We start from the raw sequence: 20,881 nt of genomic DNA, 5'->3' as shown, positions 1-20,881 counted from the left end.
GCGGTGAGAACGGTCACAGATCACCGTCCGGGTCCGTTCCCGATCGTCGTTCACGCCTCCGGTATCGGAATCGGGCGTTTCTCGATCGCCGCTGCCATCACATCGGGAAAGAGGTCGGGGGTGCAGGCGAACGCGGGAGCGCCGAGGGCGGCGAGCGCGGCGGCGTGGTCGTGGTCGTAGGCGGGCGCGCCCTCGTCGGACAGCGCGAGCAGCGCCACGAACTGGACGCCGGCCGCCTTCATGGCCGCCACCCGCTTCAGCATCTCGTCGCGGATACCGCCCTCGTAGAGATCGCTGATCAGTACGACGACGGTTTCGGCCGGACGGGTGATCAGGCCCTGGCAGTACGCGAGCGCCCGGTTGATGTCGGTGCCGCCGCCGAGCTGGGTGCCGAACAGCACGTCCACCGGGTCGTCCAGCTCGTCGGTGAGGTCGACCACGGCGGTGTCGAAGACGACGAGCTTGGTGGCGATCGACCGCATCGAGGCCAGGACGGCGCCGAAGACGGACGCGTAGACGACGGAGGCGGCCATCGAACCCGACTGGTCGATGCAGAGGACGACGTCCTTCTTCACCGCCTGGTCGGCGCGGCCGTAACCGATCAGCCGCTCGGGCACGACGGTGCCGTGCTCGGGCAGGTAGTTCTTGAGGTTGGCGCGGATCGTGCGGTTCCAGTCGATGTCCCGGTGCCGGGGGCGGCTGACCCGCGCCGAGCGGTCGAGCGCGCCGGTGAGGGTGGCGCGGGTCCGGGTGGCGAGCCGCTTCTCCAGGTCGTCCACGACCTTGCGGACCACCATCCGCGCCGTCTCCTTGGTGGTGTCGGGCATCGCCTTGTTCAGCGACAGCAGCGTGCCGACCAGGTGCACGTCGGCCTCCACGGCCTCCAGCATCTCCGGCTCCAGCAGCAGCGCCGACAGCCCGAGCCGGTCGATCGCGTCCCGCTGCATCACCTGGACGACGGAGCTGGGGAAGTACGTACGGATGTCGCCGAGCCAGCGGGCCACTTGCGGCGCGGAGCCGCCGAGGCCCGCCGAACGGTCGGCCCCGCGCCCCGAGGCGCTGCCCGTGCCGCCGTACAGCGCGCCGAGGGTACGGTCCATCGCCGCGTCCCTGCCGGTCAGTTCGCACCCGGTGCCGTCGGCGCCCCCGCCGCCGAGCACGAGCCGCCAGCGGCGCAGCCGCTCATCGGTGTCAGTCATCTGCCTGGTCCCCCTCGTTGGTCAGCCTGGCGGCGAGATCGGTCGTGGTGGTCGTGCCCAGCAGCAGCCGGACGGTGTGCAGGACGGCGTCGGCGCGGCTCGCGTCGAGGCCGGTGCCGAAGCCGGGCAGGCCCGGGTCCGACGCGGTGGCCGGGTGGCGCGCCGCCGAGGGGCCGCGCCGCACCAACTCCCCCACGCTGCGCCGCACCCCGGTCTCGAAGTCCGCGAAGGTCCGCCGCAGCAGGGGCAGCACGTCGTTGAACGCCGTCGCCGGTACGGCCGCCAGCCAGCCGTCGACCAGCGCCAGCAGCCGCTCGTCGTGCACCAGCAGCATCCCGCCGCCGGACAGGAACCCCTCGATCCACGCGGCCCCCTCCGCGGGCCCCGTCCCCGGCGACAGCGCCAGCCCCATCAGCCGCGCCGCGTCCTCCGCCTCGATCCGCCCGTCGTCCATGAGCAGCCGCGTCGCGGCCCCCCGCAGCAGCCCGGGTATCGCCCCGTCCCGCTCGGCCAACCCCCGCAGCGTCCCCGCCCACCGCTCCCGAAGGTCCCCCTCAGAAGCATTCCCCCGCCCCCGCGCGCTGGCCCCGGAGACCAGCGCGGCGCCGGAGGCGGGTGCGGTGCCGGAGGCGGGTGCGGGTGCGGTGCCGGGCGCGGGTGCGGTGCCGGAGGCGGGTGCGGGTGCGGGTGCGTCCGTCTGCGCCGGGCCAACCGCAGGTCCTGGGCCGACCGCAGGGTGCGGGGTCGGGGAGGGGAGGAGGCCGATCGCGCGGTGGACCTCGTCCATGTGGGTGCGCAGCGCCGCCGCGCCGTCGGCGTCGAGGCCGACGCAGGCCGGGGGGAAGCCGACGCAGATACGGGAGGCCAGGCCCTCTGCGACCTCGCCGAGGGCGGCGGAGTCGGTGCCGCGGACGTCGCCGTAGCGGACGGCACGGACCAGCGCGGGCAGCGCGGCGGCGAGGTGGGAGACGTCGGCGTCGAGCGCGGCGCGGTCGGCGAGGACGCGCATGACGACGGGGAGCGCGTCGGACAGCCCGGCGAGCAGGCACTGTTCGGCGACCGAGGTGACGGCGGCCAGCGCGTCGCTGTGCACGGCGGCGTCCTCGGCCTTGGCCGTGGCGGCCGACCCCACGGTGGTGCCCCAGATCCCGGCCTCGGCGATCCGTACCGCCAGCTCCGGCTCCCAGCGCAGCCGCCACGTCTCACGGAAGGTGCCCTTGCCGTGCCGAGCGACGGCCGGTTCGCCCCAGCCGATGCCGAGCATCGTCAGCCGGTGCAGCAGGCGGCTGCGGCCCGCGTCCGTCTCCTTGCGCAGGTCCAGCTCCAGCTCCTTCTCCAGCGCCTCGGGCTTGAGCCGGAGCCTGCGCTGCTCGCGGGCGAGGTCACGGGCGAGCGGCACCGCGGGCGCGTCCGGCGGGACTTCGCCGAGCACGTCGCCGACGACCAGCCGGTCCTGGATCAGCGCGAGCGGCACGTCGGAGCCGTCGCACATCACCGCGCGGACCGCGTCGGTGGTCTCGCCGAGACCGGCCAGCGGGCGGCCCCGCATCGCGGCGAGCGTGTCGGCCAGCCGTACCGCCTCGATGACGTGGGCCGAGGAGACCGGCAGGTCCTCCTCCCTGAGCAGCCCCGCCACCTTCGTCATCCAGCGGGTCACCGGGCGGTCCCGCGCGGTGAACAGGTGCCGGTACCAGCCCGGCGAGTCGATGCCCGCGCCGTATCCGCTGGCCCTGGCCAGCCGACGGTGGGTCCACGGCACCCAGGTCGTCTCGACCTTCGCCTTGGGCAGGCCCTTGAGGAGCTGCCGGTCGGCGGTGGCCGTCGTCCGCTCGGTGAGGGCGGGCACATGCCAGGCGCCGCAGACCACCGCCGTCCGCTCGTACGCCTTGCGCGCCTCGCGGACCCGCAGCCGCATGTGGGCCTCGCGCAGCGGGTCCTGGGCGTGGCCGCCGTCGCCGTAGGTCTCGCGGATCGCCGCCATGGCCTCGGCGAGCGCCGCGAAGGGGACGAGCGGGTCGCCGTCGCCGTCGCCGTCCGCCGTGCCGCCGCGGTGCTCGACCGCGTCCTCCCACCAGCGCTCCGGGTCGTCGTACCCGGCGGCCCTGGCGAGCACGGCCAGCGGGTCGATCCGCGCGGCAGCCGCCGCCCCGCCGTCGTCCGTATCCCCTCCGGCCGCCTCCCCCTCGGCGGGCTGCTGCCCTTCCTCTCCTTCTCGCACCGGCCCCCGTACCGGCCCTTCCGCGTCCGGGCCGCCGGACGCGGCCTCCTCTTCCTCCGCGGCGGCGCGCAGCGCGAGGGTGTGCGCGGCCGGGAGGTCGATGAAGCGGACGTCGGCGCCCGCCTGCGCGGCCCACCGGATCGCCACCCACTCGGGCGAGAATTCGGCGAAGGGCCAGAACCCGGCCCGCGCCGGGTCGTCCACCACGTGCGCCAGCAGCGCGACGGGCGGGCGCATCGCGGGGTCGGCGGCCAGCGCGAGCAGCGCGTCGGCCTCCGGCGGCCCCTCGATGAGCACGGCCTGCGGCCGGTACGCGTCGAGCGCGGCCCGCACCGCCCGCGCGGACCCGGGCCCGTGGTGCCGGACCCCGAGCAGTACGAGGTCGTCGCCGTAGTGGCCGCCCGCACCGCCGCGGACGACGGCGGCGGGCACCGCCCCGGCCCGGAGTCCTTCCGCCGCGCGGTCCTCCGGCCTGCTTCCGGCCGCCGTCGCACCGTCCTCCGCGCGACCGGGCACCGCCGTACCGTCAGCCGTCCGCGTGCCTCCCGCCGCGCGGTCACCCGTCGTCGTGCCGCCGGTGGCGGCGTCCATGACCGTCATGCCGACACCTCGCGGCAGGCGCGGTAGAAGTCCTTCCAGCCGTCCCGCTCGCGGACGACCGTCTCCAGATACTCGTGCCAGATCAGCCGGTCGGCGGCCGGGTCGCGGACGACGGCGCCGAGGATGCCCGCGGCGACGTCACCGGCCCGCAGCACGCCGTCCCCGAAGTGGGCCGCGAGCGCGAGGCCGTTGGTGACCACGGAGATCGCCTCGGCCGTGGAGAGCGTGCCCGAGGGGGACTTGAGCTTGGTGCGGCCGTCCTCGGTGACGCCGCCGCGCAGTTCGCGGAAGACGGTGACGACCCGGCGGATCTCGGTGGCGCCCTCCGGGGCGGCCGGGAGGTCGAGGCCGCGGCCGAGCTGGTCGACCCGGCGGGAGACGATGTCGATCTCGTCCTCGGCGGAGGCGGGCAGCGGCAGCACGACCGTGTTGAAGCGGCGGCGCAGCGCGCTGGAGAGGTCGTTGACCCCGCGGTCGCGGTCGTTGGCGGTCGCGATGAGGTTGAAGCCGCGTACGGCCTGTGTCTCGGCGCCCAACTCCGGTATCGGCAGGGTCTTCTCGGACAGGATCGTGATCAGCGAGTCCTGGACGTCCGCCGGGATGCGGGTCAGCTCCTCGACGCGCGCGAGCCGGCCCTCGGCCATCGCCCGCATGACGGGGCTGGGCACCAGCGCGTCCCTGCTGGGGCCGTTGGTGAGGAGCTGCGCGTAGTTCCACCCGTAGCGGATGGCCTCCTCGGGGGTGCCCGCGGTGCCCTGCACCAGCAGTGTCGAGTCGCCGCTGATCGCGGCGGCGAGGTGTTCCGACACCCAGGTCTTCGCGGTGCCCGGCACGCCGAGCAGCAGCAGCGCCCGGTCGGTGGCGAGCGTGGTCACGGCCACCTCGACGATCCGCCGCGGGCCCACGTACTTCGGTGTGACGACCGTGCCGTCGGGCAGTGTCCCGCCGAGCAGGTAGGTGGCCACGGCCCAGGGCGAGAGATTCCACCGGGCGGGGCGCGGCCGGTCGTCCGCCGCGGCGAGCGCCTTGAGCTCGTCCGCGAACGCGTCCTCCGCGTGCGGCCTCAGGGCCTGCTCGGCGCCGGTGCCGCTGTCGGTCTCGGCACCCGTCGTACCGGTCATGGCTCTCCCCCACTCATCCGTCGGACCCGCGTGGTCCGAGCTGTTCTCCACGATGCACCCGACCACTGACAATCGGTCACAGCGCGCGATCCGCGCAGGTCAGAGCGATTGTCAGTGGGGGGTTCTACCTTCGGGGACATGGAGACGGAAGCACGGTGGACAGCGGATCAGGTCCTGGCGCTCGCGCCTGACGCCGCATCACGCAAGGCGGGCGCGCGGCTCGCCACACCCGCGCCGTGGTCCGGTGCGGGGACGGCCGGCGGCGCGGTGTGGGGGCTGTGCGCGGGCAGCGGCAGCAAGCCGTACCAGACGGTCGTGGATGTGAACGGGCCCGCGTACCGGTGCAGTTGCCCGAGCCGGAAATTCCCGTGCAAGCACGCGCTCGGACTGCTGCTGCTGTGGTCCGAGGGCGGGGCGGGGCCGGTCGGCGCGGGGGACGTGCCGGAGTGGGCCGAGCAGTGGATCGACGCCCGGCGGAAGAAGGCCGAGACGGTGGCCGAGACGGCCGCGGTCCGGGCGGAGTCGGGCCCCGCGGACCCGACGGCGGCGCGGCGGCGGGCCGAGCGGCGCGCGGTCCGCGTCGAGGGCGGGGCCGCCGAGCTGGAGCAGCGGCTCACCGACCTGCTGCGCGGCGGGCTCGCGGGCGCGGACCGCGCGGGCTATCAGCAGTGGGACGAGATCGCGGCCCGCATGGTCGACGCGCAGGCGCCGGGACTGGCCACGCGGGTGCGGGAGTTGGGGACGGTCGTCGCGGCGGGCGGCGACTGGCCGTCGCGGATGCTGGAGGAGACGGCGCTGCTGCATCTGCTGGCGCGCGGCTTCCTCGGCCGCCAGGGGCTGCCGGGGCCGCTGGCCGACACGGTCAGGTCGCGGGTCGGATTCACCGTCGACACGGCGGAGTTGCTGGCCGGGCCGACCGTCCGCGGCCACTGGCAGGTCCTCGCGCAGTACGACAGCGCGGACGAGCGGCTGACGACTCGGCGGATCTGGCTGTACGACCGGGAGCCCGGCCGTTTCGCGCTGCTCCTGTCCTTCGGGGCGGTCGGCCGCGCGCCCGAACTGGCCCTGCCGGTGGGCGCGGTGCTCGACGCGGAGCTGGCCTACCACCCGGCGGCGCTGCCGTTGCGGGCCGCGCTCGGCACCCGGCACGGCACGGTCGGCGCGGGCGGCGGCCCCTCCGGCGGCGGTACGGGCGGCGGCCCCTCCGGCGGCGGTACGGGCGGCGCACCGGTCGGGACCGGGATCGACGCGGCGCTCGCGTCCTACGGCAGCGCGCTCGCGGACGACCCCTGGCTCGACGCGTGGCCCGTCGTCCTGTCGGGAGTCGTCCCCATACCGGGGCCGAACCGCTGGCAACTGGCGCACAGGGAAGGGCAGGACGCCGTCCCGCTCACCCCGGCCACCACCGGCCTGTGGCGCCTCGCCTCGGTCTCCGGCGGCCACCCGGTCACCGTCTTCGGTGAGTTGGGTCCGACGGGCCTGCGCGCGCTGGCGGTCTGGCCGGACGGCGGGGAGACGGTGCCGCTCTAACCGCGCCGGAAGCGCGGGGAGCCCGGAGCAGGGCCCGGCGTGGAACGCACGGTTTACGGGGGGACGGGTACGGGGGCGCGGGGCGGCCCGCCCGGGGGACGGTGCGCGACTGCGGAGGGGGCAGCCGCGCGCGGGAACCCGGCGGGCCGGACCCGGCCGGAGCAGCGGCATCAGGCAGCAGCGGGATCAGCGGCATCAGCGCAGGGGAAGCGGACGACGCGGAGGAGATCCGCGAGGCGACGTCGTGGAGTGCGAAGGGGGAATGTGATGAGCATCGGTTGGGACGATCTGGTCGGCAGCGCGCTGCTGGGCACCGAGCGGCGGCGGCCCGCGATCGTGGCGGGCGACGCGGACGAGGCGGCGGCGGGGCTGCTGGACGCGGCGGCGGCCGGGGTGGTGCGGCGGCGTGCCGGTGTACGGCCTGGGGTGGCGCGGGAGCGGCCGGGATTGGCGCCGCCCGACACACGACGGCCGCTGCCCGAGGCCGCCCGGCAGCGGCTGGACCGGCTGCTGACGGACCGCACCGGCGGCGGTTCCGGCAACCGGCGGGGGTCGGCGCCGAATCTGGCCGAGCTGCTGCCGCAGTGGCTCGCGGAGGCCAACCTCCTCGGGTACGGGGCGCCGCCCGCGCTGCTGCCCGCACTGCTGGACGCCGCCAGGGCGCGGACGGACCTGCGGACGGACGCGGTGGCGCTGGCGGGACCGCGCGGGCTGTGGCTGGCCGGGCTGAATCCGGACTGGAAGTTCGTGCTGCGCTCGGGCCACCGGGGCCTGGCGGCGGCGCCCGAGGACCCGGACGCGGCCGAACGGCTGTGGGAGGAGGGCCTGTTCGCGGAGCGGGTCGCGCTGCTCACCCGGATCAGGCTGGCCGACCCGGCCCGCGCGCTGGCGCTGCTGGTGTCCACCTGGAGCGGCGAGCGGGCCGAGGACCGGCTGATGTTCCTGGACTCGCTGCGGGTGGGCCTGTCGGGGGCCGACGAGCCCTTCCTGGAACAGGCGTTGACCGACCGCAGCCGCAATGTCCGCTCGACGGCGGCCGAGTTGCTGGCCGCGCTGCCCGAGTCGGCGCTGGCCGGGCGGATGGCGGACCGGGCCAGGAGCTGTGTGTCGCTGGGCCCCGACGGCATCACGGTGGAGGCGCCGTACGAGTGCGACGCGGGGATGGAACGGGACGGGGTGGCGCCCAAGCCGCCGAGCGGGCGGGGCGAAAGGGCCTGGTGGCTGGGCCAGTTGGTGGACGCGGCGCCCCTGGCGACCTGGGGCGCGCGGTTCGGCGACCGCGACCCGGAACAGATCATCGCCCTCCCGGTCCTGGACGACTGGCAGGCCGATCTGCACGCCGCCTGGTGCCGGGCGGCGGTACGGCAGCACGACACGGGCTGGGCGCGGGCCCTGCTCGGCCCTCCCCCGGCGCCGTCCTCGCCGGTGGCGGCGGTCGGCGACCCGGCGAAGCTGCTGTCGATCCTGCCGGAGGGCGAACGGGCCACGTGGGTGGCGGAGTTCATCGCCACGCACGGGCTGTCCGAGGCGTTCCAGATGCTGGGCGTGTGCGCGGTGCCGTGGTCGGAGCCGCTGGGCCGGGCCGTGGTGGACGCCCTGGACATCGCGCGGGACGCGGGCAGTTACCCGTGGAGCTTCAGCGGCGTGATGGGTCTGGCGGAGCGCTGTCTCGATCCGGCGGCGGCCGACCAGGTCGGGGTGCTCAGCGCGGCGGCCGAGGAGCCGCCGGACGGTTCGCCGGGCGCGGGCGCGTACTGGTCGGAGGCGTTCCAGCGGCTGACGGGCACGCTGCGGCTGCGCGCGGTGATGCTGGCCGAGCTGCGCGGCGAGGCCACCGCCCCCGGGGCGCCGGGGGACGGGGGTGAGTGATCATGCGGACGGTACGGCGGGCGGTGCGCACCGCGGCCCGGGCGCTCCGGGGCCTGGCGCGGCTCGGAGGGCCCGGCGGGCTCGGGCGGACGGGGCGGCGGCGGTCAGGCGCCGGTGGCCTGGTGGACGTTGGCGCGCACCCAGTCCACGGCGGCCGTGGTCGGGGTGCCGGGGGTGAAGATCGCGGCGACGCCGAGTTCCTTGAGGGGCGCGATGTCGGCCTCGGGGATGATGCCGCCGCCGAAGACCTTGATGTCCAGGGCGTCGCGCTCCTTGAGCAGTTCGAGGACCTTCGCGAAGAGCGTCATATGGGCGCCGGACAGGATCGACAGGCCGATCGCGTCGGCGTCCTCCTGGATGGCGGTGTCGACGACCTGCTCGGGCGTCTGGTGCAGGCCGGTGTAGATGACCTCCATACCGGCGTCCCGCAGGGCGCGGGCGATGACCTTGGCCCCGCGATCGTGGCCGTCGAGACCCGGCTTGGCCACCACCACGCGGATCGGACCGGACACTCCCATCACTGCCTCCATGCGTACGGCTCGCGGGCCGGGAATTCGGGGCTGCGGTCGCGGAGAGCGTCCCACAGTGTGAACGAACGTTATCGCCCCGCTCCGCCGCCCGACAGTTTCGCGGGACCCAGGGAGGGGGAAATCACACAGTGGGACACATTCACCACGGGTGGGACCCCGGGAAACGGCTCGTCACGGTGTGGGACACGCCGGAGCCGTCGCTCACCGGTCCGGCCCGCTGTGGAGGAGCCGCTGCCAGGATGCCGTGTTCCCGCGCTCGCAGCCGCAGAGCACGGGGACACGGCCTCCGCTCCGGCCCTCGACAGGGCACGCCGGGCCACCGGGCCGCACGGAGCGTGCCGTGACGGGAGGTGGGCCATGACCGTCGGACCAGCCGATTCGCCGGACGCCACGACACCGGCCGGCACCCCGGCCGCCACCGGCCCTGCGCGGGCCGCGGAGGACCCGCAGGCGGACCGTCCGTCCGCCGGGGCGGCGACGGCCCCGCTGGCCCGGCTGCTGCACGGCGCGGCGCTGGTCAAGGCCACCGCGTTCGACCTGGCGATCCTGGCGGGCCACCTGCTGCTCTACCCCACGGGGATACTCCCCGCGCGGACGGCCGCCCCCTCACCGAAGACACCCGCGATAGGCCGGGCGCCCGGCGGGGCGCTGCGGCTGCCGACCGAGGGCAGGGCCCACCCGCCGGTGGTGATGCTGCACGGCTTCGTGGACAACCGGTCGGTCTTCACCCTGCTGCGCCGCTCCCTGCTGCACCACGGCTGGACACGGGTCGACGCGCTGAACTACTCACCGTTGACCTGTGACATACGCGGAGCGGCCGAGCTGCTGGGGCGGCACGTCGAGCGGATCTGCGCGGAGTCCGGGCACAGCCGGGTCGACCTGGTGGGACACAGCCTGGGCGGGCTGATCGCGCGGTACTACGTGCAGCGGCTGGGCGGTGACGCGCGGGTGCGGACGCTGGTCACGCTGGGGACGCCGCACACCGGGACCAGGGTGGTGCCGCTGCTGACGCCGCTGCCGATCGTGCGGCAGATGCGGCCCGGGTCGGCGCTGCTGGAGGAGCTGTCGCAGCCCGCGCGGGGGTGCGGGACGCGCTTTGTGTCGTTCTGGAGCGACCTCGACCAGTTGATGGTCCCGGTGGCCGCGGCGCGCCTCGAACACCCGGATCTTTCGGCGGAGAACATCCGGGTGAGCGGGATCGGCCACCTGGCACTGCCCGTGCACCGGGGTGTGGCCGCCGAGATACGGCAAGCGCTGAGCGGGAAGGAGCTCTGGAGGGGCGCGATCGACGCCGCATAACGGACACGTAACGGTCGAATATCAACCGAACACCGGGCAAGGCGGACGCCAGGTCACCGCAGAAGATTGTCGGCTCCCCGTACGGGGAGCTACAGTCACCGCTAATTCTCCTGCTGCCTAGGCGAAAGAGAAGCTGGCGGTGAACGAACGTCCTGCGTCGGGGTACGCCCCCGACTACGACGCCTACGGGTACGACGCTTATTCCACGGGCGCCTACCAGACCGTCGGCACCACCTTCGCTGACGCCGATCCGCTGTACGGCCACGCGCCCGACGCGACCGGTAGTTACGCGTATGCCCCGCAGCCCCCGCAGTACACACACGGGTACGGCTACGACACCGGTTACGGCTACGACCAGGGGCAGCCGCAGGCCCAGACCCAGGTCCAGCAGCCCCACGTACCGGCGCAGTCCCAGCCCGCCGACGCGTACGACACCGGCACGTACACCTCGTACGACACGGGCACGTACGACACGGGCGTCTACGACACCGGCATGTACGCGGCCGGGACCGGGACGTACGACACCGGGACGTACGACACCGGCGGCTACGCGGCGTACGACCCGTACGCGACGCAGGCCGCGGGGACGTACTACGACACGGGGACGTACGACAGCACGGCGTTCTACCAGCAGCCGTATCAGGAACCGCAGGCTCCGGCCCAACAGCCGCAGCAGGACTGGGACTCGGGCGCGTATCCGACGTACGGCTACGGGTACGGCTACGACGCCAGCGGCGACACCGGTGTGTACGAGCAGATGGCGCCGGTCCACGAGGAGCCGCAGCCGCACCCGCGGGTCGAGGAGCCGGTGGCGGAACCCGCCGCGATGACGGCCGAGTTCGAGGCGGTCGACGCGGTCGAGCCCGTGACGGCGACGGCCGAGGCGGCCCGCGACGACGAACCCGCCGTGGAGCACGCCTACGCGGACGCGTTCCCGGCAGACGGCGAGCCGGTGGCGCGCAGCCGACGACGAAAGCCCGCCCGGCGGTCGGCGCTGCTGACCGTGGCGGTCCCCTCCGTCGCGGTGATGGGCGTGGCGGCCGTGGGCGCGGCGGCGGTCTCCGGGGTCGGCGTCGCCGAATCCTCGAAGACGCAGGCCGACGGCGGGAGCGCGGCGACGGACGCGAACGCGCCGACGACGCAGTTCGACCGGCAGCTCGCCGGGGTGAGCGCCGACGCGAACGACTTCGCGGACCGCGCGAGCCGGACGCAGGAGCGGATCGACCTCAAGGACCGCGAGGCGGCGGCGAAGAAGGCCAAGGCGGACGCGGCGGCCCGCAAGGAGGCGCTGCGGCCGAAGTTCCTGCTGCCGGTGACGGAGAAGGGCCTCAGCGCGTACTTCGGCCAGGCCGGGGTCAACTGGATGGCGCTGCACACCGGCATCGACTTCCCCGTGTCGGTGGGGACGCCGGTCATGGCGGTCACGGACGGCACCGTCCGCACGCAGTGGAACAGCTCCTACGGCAACATGGCGATCGTCACGGCGGCCGACGGCACGGAGACGTGGTACTGCCACCTCAGCAGTACGAAGATTCGCAGCGGGTCGGTCAAGGCGGGCACCGTCATCGCCTACTCCGGCAACACCGGCAACACCACCGGTCCGCACCTGCACCTCGAGGTGCGGCCCCACGGGGGATCTCCGATCGATCCGCTGCCCTGGCTTCTGGCCCACGGGCTCGACCCCCGCTGACGCCCTGCGGGCGGGCCCACTCGCGACGTCCACCCTGCGCATGACGGTGCGCCCGTCAGGGGCGCGGCCCCTGTGCGTTCACCCTGCGGGTGGGCTGTGCCCCGTCTGGGGCGCTGGGGGCACCCCCGGCCGGAGGTGGGGGGAGGAACTGCGCGGCCGGCCGCCGCGCTCCCGCAGGTCACCACCCGCCCCGGCGGGGCGGTCCGGTTGTCCCCGGACCACCCGCCGGTGGGGGCTTGTCGCGCAGTTCCCCGCGCCCCTAAAAACCAGGCCCTGCGCAAGGTGAACCCACGGGGGCCGCGCCCCTAAAGACCAGGCCCTGTGTAGGGCGGCGGGCTGGCGCAGGGGGGAGGCCCGCGCGGGAGGGGCTAGAGCTTTTCTACGGGGGCGTAGCGGAGAAGAAGCTGTTTGGGGCGTTCGTCGCCGAAATCGATGGTGGCCTTTTCGTCGCCCGGCTGGCCGGTGACGGAGATGACGGTGCCGAGGCCGAACTGGTCGTGGGTGACGCGGTCGCCGACCTTGAGGGAGATGACGGGGCGGTCACCGGAGGAGCGGCGGGTGGCGAAGCCGCCGGCGGCGCCGGACCGGCCGCGGGCGGTGACGGAGGAGGCCGCGGAGGCGGACTTGGTCATGGGCCCCGAGGACCCCCCGGCGGAGCCGAGCCGCTTCCATTCGATCAGCGTCGGCGGAATCTCCTCCAGGAAACGCGACGGCGGGTTGTAGGAGGGCTGGCCCCAGGCGCTGCGCATCGTCGAGCGGGTCAGGTAGAGCCGTTCGCGGGCGCGGGTGATGCCGACGTAGGCGAGCCGCCGCTCCTCCTCCAGCTCCTTGACCTGGCCGAGCGCCCGCATGTGCGGGAAGACGCCGTCCTCCATGCCGGTGAGGAACACCACGGGGAATTCCAGGCCCTTGGCGGTGTGCAGGGTCATGAGGGTGATGACGCCGCCGGAGTCGTCCTCGTCGGGGATCTGGTCGGAGTCGGCGACCAGCGCGACCCGTTCCAGGAAGTCGGCGAGGGTGCCCGGCTCGTCCGCGTCCCGCTCCTGCTCGAACTCCAGGGCCACGGCGGCCAGTTCCTGGAGGTTCTCCACGCGGGTCTCGTCCTGCGGGTCGGTGGACGCCTGCAACTCGGCCAGATAGCCCGTGCGTTCCAGCACGGCCTCCAGGACGACCGCGGGGCCCGCGCCGGACTCCACGATGGTGCGCAGCTCCTCCAGGAGCGTGTTGAAGCGCTTGACGGCGTTCGCCGAGCGGGCCGCCATCCCGTACGCCTCGTCCACCCGCCGCAGCGCCTGCGGGAAGGTGATCCGCTCGCGCGCGGCCAGCGCGTCGATCATCGCCTCGGCGCGGTCGCCGATGCCGCGCTTGGGCACGTTGAGGATGCGGCGCAGCGGCACGGTGTCCTCGGGGTTGGACAGCACCCGCAGATACGCCAGGACGTCGCGGACCTCGCGCCGCTCGTAGAAGCGGACGCCGCCGACGACCTTGTAGGGCAGGCCGACGCGGATGAAGACTTCCTCGAAGACACGGGACTGCGCGTTGGTGCGGTAGAAGACGGCGACGTCGCTGGGGCGGGCGTCGCCCGCGTCCGTGAGCCGGTCGATCTCCTCGGCGATGAACTGCGCTTCCTCGTGCTCCTGGTCGGCGACGTAGCCGACGATGACCGGGCCGTCGCCGGACTCGGTCCACAGGTTCTTCGCCCGCCGCCCCGCGTTGCGCTCGATGACGGCGTTGGCGGCCGTGAGGATCGTCTGCGTGGAGCGGTAGTTCTGCTCCAGCAGGATCGTGCGGGCCTGCGGGTAGTCCTCCTCGAACTGGAGGATGTTGCGGATCGTCGCACCGCGGAAGGCGTAGATCGACTGGTCGGCGTCACCGACCACGCACAGCTCGGCCGCGTCCTCGTCCTGATCGGTGCCGACCAGCTCGCGGACCAGCGTGTACTGGGCGATGTTGGTGTCCTGGTACTCGTCGACCAGGACGTGCCGGAAGCGCCGCCGGTAGTGCTCGGCGACGTCGGGGAACGCCTGGAGCAGATTGACGGTGGTCATGATGATGTCGTCGAAGTCGAGCGCGTTGGCGTCCCGCAGCCGCGACTGGTACATCGCGTACGCCTCGGCGAGCTTCTTCTCGAAGGGGTTCTCCGCGGTGGCCGCGAAGGTCTCCTCGTCGATCAGCTCGTTCTTCAGATTCGAGATCTTCGCGCTGAACGACTTCGGCGGGTACTGCTTGGGGTCCAGGTCGAGGTCCCGGCAGACCAGCGCCATCAGCCGCTTGGAGTCGGCGGCGTCGTAGATCGAGAACGACGAGGTGAAACCGAGCGACTTGGACTCGCGGCGCAGGATGCGCACGCACGCGCTGTGGAAGGTGGAGACCCACATCACATTGGCGCGCGGGCCGACCAGCTCCTCGACGCGCTCCTTCATCTCGCCCGCGGCCTTGTTGGTGAAGGTGATGGCGAGGATGGAGCCGGGGTGCACGTGCCGGGCGCCGAGCAGATAGGCGATCCGGTGGGTGAGCACCCGGGTCTTGCCGGAGCCCGCGCCCGCGACGATGAGCAGCGGGCCGCCCGCGTGCTCGACGGCGGCGCGCTGCTGCTCGTTGAGCCCTTCCAGGAGCTGCGCGGGGTCGGTGGCGGGCCGCGGGGCGCCGTCACGGTAATACGCGTCCCGCCCGGTGGCCTGCGGCGGCGGTCCGTCGAACCGGCCGCCGAACAGGTCGTCCGGTACGTGCTCGCCGCCGGGGCCCCCGTCCTCCGGGGGCGGCGGAGCGGTGGGGTCGGCGGGCTCGGGGGCCACATGCAGACCGTTCAGGAAGTTGTCGTCAAAGAGGCTGCTCATCGCTCCCCGAGTCTAGAGCCCGGCACCGACAGCCCACGGCCCTTCCCCGCACAGCCCACGGCCGACACCCCCCGGCCCCCGTACGACGGCCCCCCGGCCGACACCCCAACCCCTTCGCCCGGAGTCCCGGCCGACACTCCCGGCCCCCCGCCCGACGGCCGCCTCCGGGGCAACCACGTACCTTTACCCCGTAGTCCCGTTACCACGCACCGTGACAATGGGAAATGATTACGAAAAGGTATCGGGCCTATCGGACACCGCTCTTCCCAGCAGCCCGGAGCGTTGGCTACGGTCTCGCTCCAGCAGCGTCCGGATGGGCGTCCGAAAGGAGTTCGCGCGCCATGGCGACACACCGTAAGGCTCGCGCCGCGATCCTCAGCACCCCCGGCCCGCGTGCGGCCGTGGGGATCACGACGGCCGCGCTGGCCACCGTGACCCTCTTCGCGGAGAGCGCCAGCGCCGAGCCGGCCAAGCCGAAGCAGCCGAGCATCGCCGAGGTGAAGGCGAAGGTCGACGGGCTGACGCACCAGGCCGAGGTCGCCACGGAGAAGTACAACGGCATCAAGGAGTCGACCGACGCGCAGAACGCGAAGGTCAACCGGCTCCTGGAGCAGGCGGCGAAGAAGACGCAGGCGCTGAACGACTCGCGCCGGGTCCTCGGGCAGTACGCCGCCGCGCAGTACCGCACCGGGGGCGACGACTCGACCGGCCGCTACCTGCTGGCCACCGACCCGCAGTCGATGCTCGACCAGGTGCACCTGTCGGACGTGCTCGGCAAGCGGCAGCAGAAGGCCGTCGAGTCGTACCGGGTGCAGCAGGCCGCGGCCACGCAGCAGCGCATCGAGGCGGCCAAGAGCCTGGCGACGCTCACCACCCAGCAGGGCGAACTGCGCACCGCCAAGCGGGATGTGCAGGCCAAACTGGGCGAGGCGCAGAAGCTGCTCAACAGCCTCAACGCGCAGGAGAAGGCGCGGCTCGCAGCGCTGCGGGCCAAGCAGGAGGAAGAGGCGCGCGTCAAGGCCGCCGCCATCGCGGCCAAGGAGAAGGCGGCGGCCGAGGCCGCGGCGAAGGCGGCGAAGGCCGCGAAGGACTCCTCGACGCCGACCGTGCCGAGCACGGGTTCCTCGAAGGCCGACGACGCCATCGCCTTCGCGCGCAAGCAGCTCGGCAAGCCGTACGTGTGGGGCGCGACCGGGCCGACGTCGTACGACTGCTCGGGGCTCACCCAGGCGGCGTGGAAGGCGGCCGGGGTCGATCTGCCGCGCACGACCTGGGATCAGGTGAACGTCGGCACGCGGGTGTCGGAGTCGGATCTCCGGCCGGGTGACCTGATCTTCTTCTACAGCGACATCAGCCACGTCGGCCTCTACATCGGCGGCGGCCAGATGATCCACGCGCCGCACACCGGCACCGTGGTCAAGATCGCCCCGATTACCGAAATGCCGTTCTACGGGGCGGTCCGTCCCGCATAGTCCACCCGGCATAGTCCGACTTGTCCGGACGCCGTCGCGCTCACAAACGGTAAGATCACAAAGCGATTTCGGTCACATTGCAATCCAAACTTCCCAAGGCTCGCACAAGTTGACTACGGTAGCCCGCTAGGTGGTGAGCTTCCCCGTCGGCTGAAGAGCCGACAGCGAATCACCTCCGCTCAATCCGGCCCAGGCCGGAGCCGGGGACCCAACAGCACGTGGGGTGAATCGGAACGGACGCCGCAGCAGGCGTCGGGACCGTAGGGCGACCTTCAGCCCGAACCCGTCAGCTAACCCGGTCGGCGGTATTCGGAAGGAGTCGCCTCCCTTGGCGTCGCACCGCAAGCCGCGCAATCGCATACTGTCCACGGCCGGTCCACGGGCCGCCGTCGGGATCACCACAGCGGCCCTCGCGTCGGTCACCCTGCTCAGCGAGAGCGCCAGCGCGGCGCCCGCGAAGCCCTCGATCACCGAGGTCAAGGCGCAGATCGACCAGCTCAACCAGGACGCCGAGGTAGCGACGCAGCACTTCGACGCCGCCAAGGAGAAGACCGACAACCAGCGGGCCAAGGCCAATCAGCTCCTGGAGCAGGTCGCGCAGAAGACCGCGAAGATGAACGAGACGCGGCGGGTGCTCGGGCAGTACGCCACCGCGCAGTACCGCGACGGCGGCCTCGACCAGACGACGCAGTTGCTGCTGACGGACGACCCCCAGAAGTTCTTCGACCAGTCGCACATGATGGACCGCATCTCCACCACGCAGGAACAGGCGCTGGAGACCTTCAAGGTCCAGCAGGAGCAGGCGTCCATCCAGCGCGCGCAGGCCACCAAGAGCCTCAACGAGCTGACCAGCGCGCAGAACAAGCTCGCGGCGGCGAAGAAGAACGTCCAGACGAAGCTGGCCGCCGCGCAGAAGCTGCTCAACAGCCTCAACGCGCAGGAGCGCGCCAAGCTCGCCGCGATGCGGCCCACCGCCCCGACCAACACCGCGGGCTCCTCGAATTCCTCGAACTCCTCGAACTCCACGGCGAGCAACGTCAGTTACACCTACAACGGCCCGGCGTCCGGCCGCGCCGCCGCCGCCATCCAGTTCGCGATGTCGCAGCGCGGCAAGCCGTACGGCTCCGGCCGCACCGGCCCCGACGCGTACGACTGCTCCGGGCTCACCCAGGCCGCCTACCGCGCCGCCGGCATCTCCATCGGCCGCACCACGTGGGACCAGGTCAAGGACGGCACGGCGGTCTCGCAGTCCGACCTGCGCCCCGGCGACCTGGTGTTCTTCTACTCCAGCATCAGCCACGTCGGCATGTACATCGGCAACGGCCAGATCGTGCACGCCCCGCACAGCGGCGCGGTCGTCGAGGTCGCCCCGATGAGCTGGATGCCCTTCGCGGCGGCCCGCCGCATCGCCTGAGCCCGCGTCCGCGGAGCCTCAGGACCGCCGGGCTCACAGCCCCGCATAGCACCCCGTGCCCGGTCGGACCTCCCGACCGGGCACTTTGGTCAGCAGGCGCGCGCATATGACCGGGTCACCCGTCGAACGGCGGTCGTTTACGGTCACGGGCCGGTCGAATCGGAGCAGTCCCGGTCTCCTTCCCCTGGCGCACCCCCGGTCAGGTTTAGCGTCGCTCCCCAGGTGACCGATCCCCACAGCCGTCAGGACCGTGGCGGCGCGGTCACCCCCGCCGAAGGTCCGGCGGCGCTCTGCTCCCCCGTGCAGGCGTCGCCGGGCCTCCGCGCGGGCCCGTCGGAGCACTGGAAGGAATGACGGCCGCATGGCCTCCCACAGTCCCGCCTCACACCGCAGAACCTCGGCGGCGCGTACGTCCGCCCGCACGTCGGCGCTCACCGCGACCCGCGCCGCCCTCACCGTGGCGCTCGCGTCCGCCGCCTCCGTGAGCCTGCTCGGCGAATCCGCCCTCGCGGACCCGCGGCCGCAGGCACCGGCCTCGCTCAGCGAGGTGAAGGACCAGGTCGACACGCTCTACCGGCAGGCGGAGGCCGCCACCGAGCAGTACAACGGCGCGAAGGAGCAGGCCGATCAGGCCCGCGCCGCGGTCGCCGATCTGCAGAACGAACTGGCCCGCAAGACCGCGCGGCTGAACGCCACCCGCGACACGATCGGCGCCCTCGCGGCGGCGCAGTACCGCACCGGCTCGCTCGACCCCAGCGTGCAGCTCGCGCTCAGCTCCTCGCCCGACACGTATCTGGACCGGGCCGGGATGCTCAACCGCCTCGACTCGCGGACGGCGACCGCGCTCGCGCAGCTCACCGAGGAGCAGCAGGACGTCACCCGTACCCATGACGCGGCCGACGCGAAACTCGACGCGCTCAAGGAGGCGCAGTCCAAGCTGGCCGCGCGCAAGGCGACCGTGCAGGGCAAGCTGCGGGCGGCGCGGGCGCTGCTCGACCGGCTGACGGCCGCCCAGCGCGCGGCCGTCGAGGCCGCCGACACCCCGTCGTCGGGACCGGCCGCCGCGAGCCGCGCCAGCGCCCGTACGCCGCTGCCCGGCGACACGACGCCCGTCGCCGCGCCGTCCTCGCGCGCCGCCCAGGCCGTCGCCTTCGCCTACCGCGCGCTCGGCCTGCCGTACGTCTGGGGCTCCACCGGGCCCAACTCGTACGACTGTTCCGGCCTCACCCAGGCCGCCTGGAGGGCCGCGGGGGTCTCGCTCCCGCGCACCACGTACACCCAGATCAACGCGGGCACCCGGGTCTCCGAGTCCCAGCTCCAACCCGGTGACCTGGTCTTCTTCTACTCCGGCATCAGCCACGTGGGCCTCTACATCGGCAACGGCCAGATGATCCACGCCCCGCACCCGGGCGCCCCGGTCCGTATCGCCCCGATCTCCGAGATGCCCTTCGCGGGAGCCACCCGCCCCACCTGACCGAGGCCGCCCGCCCGCTGAGCCCGGCCGTCGGCCCGTCCGCCCCGCCCACCGGTCCGTACGTCAGATGTTGATACGAAATCCGGACAAGCTCTTCTCCTGACGAACCGCCCGACTCCGGGCAGACTTGCCCCATGACGTCTACGCCGCTGAGCAAGGGTGCGAATGTGCCGGTCGCCGTGCCCGCCGTACGGGCCGAACTGGCCTGGGGAGCGGGCGGCGGGCCCGACGCCGACGCGTCGGCGCTGCTGCTGGCGGGCGGCGGGAAGGTGCGGGACGACGCCGACTTCGTCTTCTACAACCAGCCAGGACACGCGTCGGGGGCCGTACGGCACGCGGGGAAGCGGCAGGCGGCCGTGGTCACCGACACCATCGAGGTGGACCTGGCGCGCGTCGAGCCGGGGATCGAGCGGATCATGCTGTGCGCGTCCGCCGACGGCGGCACCTTCGGCGCGATGACCGGCCTCGGGCTGCGGCTGCTGGACGCGGCGTCCGGCGCCGAACTGGCGTACTTCCCGGTCACCGCGACATCCGAGACGGCGCTCGTCGCGGGTGAGCTGTACCGGCGCGGGGACGGCTGGAAATTCCGCGCGATCGGCCAGGGGTACGCCTCGGGCCTCGCGGGGCTCGCCACCGATTTCGGCATCAGCGTGGACGCGGAGGAGGAGGAAGCGGCGCCCGTTCCCGTGACGGCGCCCGCCGCGCCCCCGCCGCCCGCGTCCCCGTACGCGGCGCCCTCGCCGTACGGCTCTGCGCCCGCGCAGCCCGCTTCCCCGTACGGCTCTGCGCACGGCGCGCAGCCCGCTTCCGGATACGCGTCGGCGCCTGCCCCCGGCTCCGGCGCGCCCTCGCTCGTCAAGGGCGAGGAGCACCTGCCGGTCGACATGCGCAAGCGGCTGTCGCTGCGCAAGGAGCAGGTCGCGGTGAGCCTGCGCAAGCACGGCGCCGACAACGTCCGGGCGCGGGTGATCATCGTGCTGGACGCGTCGGGGTCGATGTCCCACCTGTACTCGCGGCGCGTGGTGCACGACGTGGTGGAGCGGATGGCGGCCGTGGCCGCCGCGCTCGTACCGGACGGCGTCATGCAGGCGTGGACCTTCGCCAGCAACCCGGCGCGGCTGCCCGACCTCGACCTCGGCTCGCTGCCGCAGTGGCTGGAACTGCACGTCCGGGTCGGCGCGATCGGCATCTTCAAGCGCCGCAAGCCGTCTCCGAACGGCCAGGTGGACATGAAGCTGGTCGGCTTCGGCAACGAGGAGCAGAAGGTCATCGCGCAGGTACGGGACTACGTGCGCGGCGAGCCGTCCGCCGCCCCGACCCTCGTGCTCTTCTTCTCCGACGGCGGTGTCTACCGCAACGCGGAGATCGAGCGCGAGCTGCGCGGGGCCGTCGAGGAGCCGCTGTTCTGGCAGTTCGTCGGACTCGGCCAGTCCAACTACGGCGTCCTGGAGCGCTTCGACACCATGACCGGCCGCCGCGTGGACAACGTCGGCTTCTTCGCCGTCGACGACATCGCCAGCCTCTCCGACGCCGAACTGTACGACCGCCTGCTCACCGAGTTCCCGACCTGGCTGAAGGCCGCGACGGCCGCGGGCATCCTGCGCTGAGCGCGCGCCCGCGGCCGTACG

The 20,881-nt window shown here is 73.4% G+C and carries 14 protein-coding genes and 1 riboswitch; of the genes, 9 read left to right on the top strand and 5 right to left on the bottom strand.

The features are described 5' to 3' along the window. Positions 1–50: 50 nt before the first annotated feature. From ACIOC1_RS19755 to ACIOC1_RS19745, 3 genes are read right to left on the bottom strand one after another with little or no spacing between them, the layout of a single operon-like run. Complete coding sequence (locus tag ACIOC1_RS19755; RefSeq protein WP_355336838.1) at positions 51–1,199, bottom strand: VWA domain-containing protein; 1,149 nt, start codon at positions 1,197–1,199, stop codon at positions 51–53. After that, a complete protein-coding gene (locus tag ACIOC1_RS19750) occupies positions 1,192–4,017 on the bottom strand; it encodes a DUF5682 family protein (protein ID WP_401855644.1) in 2,826 nt (941 codons plus the stop codon). The genes ACIOC1_RS19755 and ACIOC1_RS19750 overlap by 8 nt, the downstream gene beginning before the upstream one ends. Beyond that, complete coding sequence (locus ACIOC1_RS19745; RefSeq protein ID WP_355336836.1) at positions 4,014–5,138, bottom strand: AAA family ATPase; 1,125 nt, start codon at positions 5,136–5,138, stop codon at positions 4,014–4,016. Before ACIOC1_RS19745 ends, ACIOC1_RS19750 begins: the two co-directional genes overlap by 4 nt. Before the next feature lie 138 nt (positions 5,139–5,276). Here ACIOC1_RS19745 and ACIOC1_RS19740 point away from each other — a divergent pair, with 138 nt between their 5' ends. Together ACIOC1_RS19740 and ACIOC1_RS19735 are read left to right on the top strand one after the other, a co-directional pair. Beyond that, complete coding sequence (locus ACIOC1_RS19740) at positions 5,277–6,668, top strand: SWIM zinc finger family protein (protein WP_401855641.1); 1,392 nt, start codon at positions 5,277–5,279, stop codon at positions 6,666–6,668. A gap of 267 nt (positions 6,669–6,935) precedes the next feature. Further along, the gene (locus ACIOC1_RS19735) at positions 6,936–8,537 is read left to right on the top strand and encodes a DUF5691 domain-containing protein (protein WP_401855639.1); all 1,602 of its coding nucleotides are present in this window, start codon (positions 6,936–6,938) and stop codon (positions 8,535–8,537) included. A 104-nt stretch (positions 8,538–8,641) separates the two neighbouring features. On the opposite strand, the gene ACIOC1_RS19730 is transcribed toward ACIOC1_RS19735, so the two are convergent. After that, positions 8,642–9,055, bottom strand: coding sequence for a cobalamin B12-binding domain-containing protein (locus ACIOC1_RS19730; RefSeq protein ID WP_355336833.1), 414 nt, complete (start codon positions 9,053–9,055; stop codon positions 8,642–8,644). A gap of 369 nt (positions 9,056–9,424) precedes the next feature. Here ACIOC1_RS19730 and ACIOC1_RS19725 point away from each other — a divergent pair, with 369 nt between their 5' ends. After that, positions 9,425–10,366 carry an esterase/lipase family protein gene (locus ACIOC1_RS19725; protein ID WP_401855637.1) on the top strand — a complete coding sequence of 314 codons (942 nt, stop codon included), beginning with the start codon at positions 9,425–9,427 and terminating at the stop codon, positions 10,364–10,366. Between the two features lie 139 nt (positions 10,367–10,505). Then, positions 10,506–12,056 (top strand): M23 family metallopeptidase, encoded by a 1,551-nt coding sequence (locus ACIOC1_RS19720; protein WP_401855634.1) that lies wholly within the window; start codon positions 10,506–10,508, stop codon positions 12,054–12,056. Positions 12,057–12,424: 368 nt separating this feature from the next. Here ACIOC1_RS19720 and pcrA read toward each other — a convergent pair whose 3' ends face one another. Continuing rightward, a complete protein-coding gene (gene pcrA / locus ACIOC1_RS19715) occupies positions 12,425–14,893 on the bottom strand; it encodes a DNA helicase PcrA (protein WP_391123490.1) in 2,469 nt (822 codons plus the stop codon). Between the two features lie 341 nt (positions 14,894–15,234). Here pcrA and ACIOC1_RS19710 point away from each other — a divergent pair, with 341 nt between their 5' ends. The 5 genes from ACIOC1_RS19710 to ACIOC1_RS19690 all read left to right on the top strand — a co-directional run bounded on the left by ACIOC1_RS19710 (position 15,235) and on the right by ACIOC1_RS19690 (position 20,860). Continuing rightward, on the top strand, positions 15,235–16,365 hold the full coding sequence (locus tag ACIOC1_RS19710; RefSeq protein ID WP_355336829.1) for an NlpC/P60 family protein: 1,131 nt from the start codon (positions 15,235–15,237) through the stop codon (positions 16,363–16,365). Positions 16,366–16,531: 166 nt separating this feature from the next. Then, positions 16,532–16,686, top strand: a riboswitch (cyclic di-AMP (ydaO/yuaA leader). 7 nt (positions 16,687–16,693) lie between these two features. Next, positions 16,694–17,779, top strand: a complete 1,086-nt coding sequence (locus tag ACIOC1_RS19705) for an NlpC/P60 family protein (RefSeq protein WP_401309338.1) — start codon at positions 16,694–16,696, stop codon at positions 17,777–17,779. A 222-nt stretch (positions 17,780–18,001) separates the two neighbouring features. After that, complete coding sequence (locus ACIOC1_RS19700) at positions 18,002–18,133, top strand: hypothetical protein (protein ID WP_355336827.1); 132 nt, start codon at positions 18,002–18,004, stop codon at positions 18,131–18,133. Positions 18,134–18,140: 7 nt separating this feature from the next. Next, on the top strand, positions 18,141–19,253 hold the full coding sequence (locus tag ACIOC1_RS19695; protein WP_401855630.1) for an NlpC/P60 family protein: 1,113 nt from the start codon (positions 18,141–18,143) through the stop codon (positions 19,251–19,253). Positions 19,254–19,387: 134 nt separating this feature from the next. Further along, complete coding sequence (locus ACIOC1_RS19690; protein WP_401855627.1) at positions 19,388–20,860, top strand: VWA domain-containing protein; 1,473 nt, start codon at positions 19,388–19,390, stop codon at positions 20,858–20,860. The last annotated feature ends 21 nt before the right edge of the window (positions 20,861–20,881 follow it).

The sequence above is a fragment of the Streptomyces sp. NPDC088197 genome (assembly GCF_044741185.1).
Lineage (GTDB): Bacteria > Actinomycetota > Actinomycetes > Streptomycetales > Streptomycetaceae > Actinacidiphila.
Note: the sequence above shows the minus strand (reverse complement) of the source record. Positions and strands in the feature narration are given on the sequence as shown.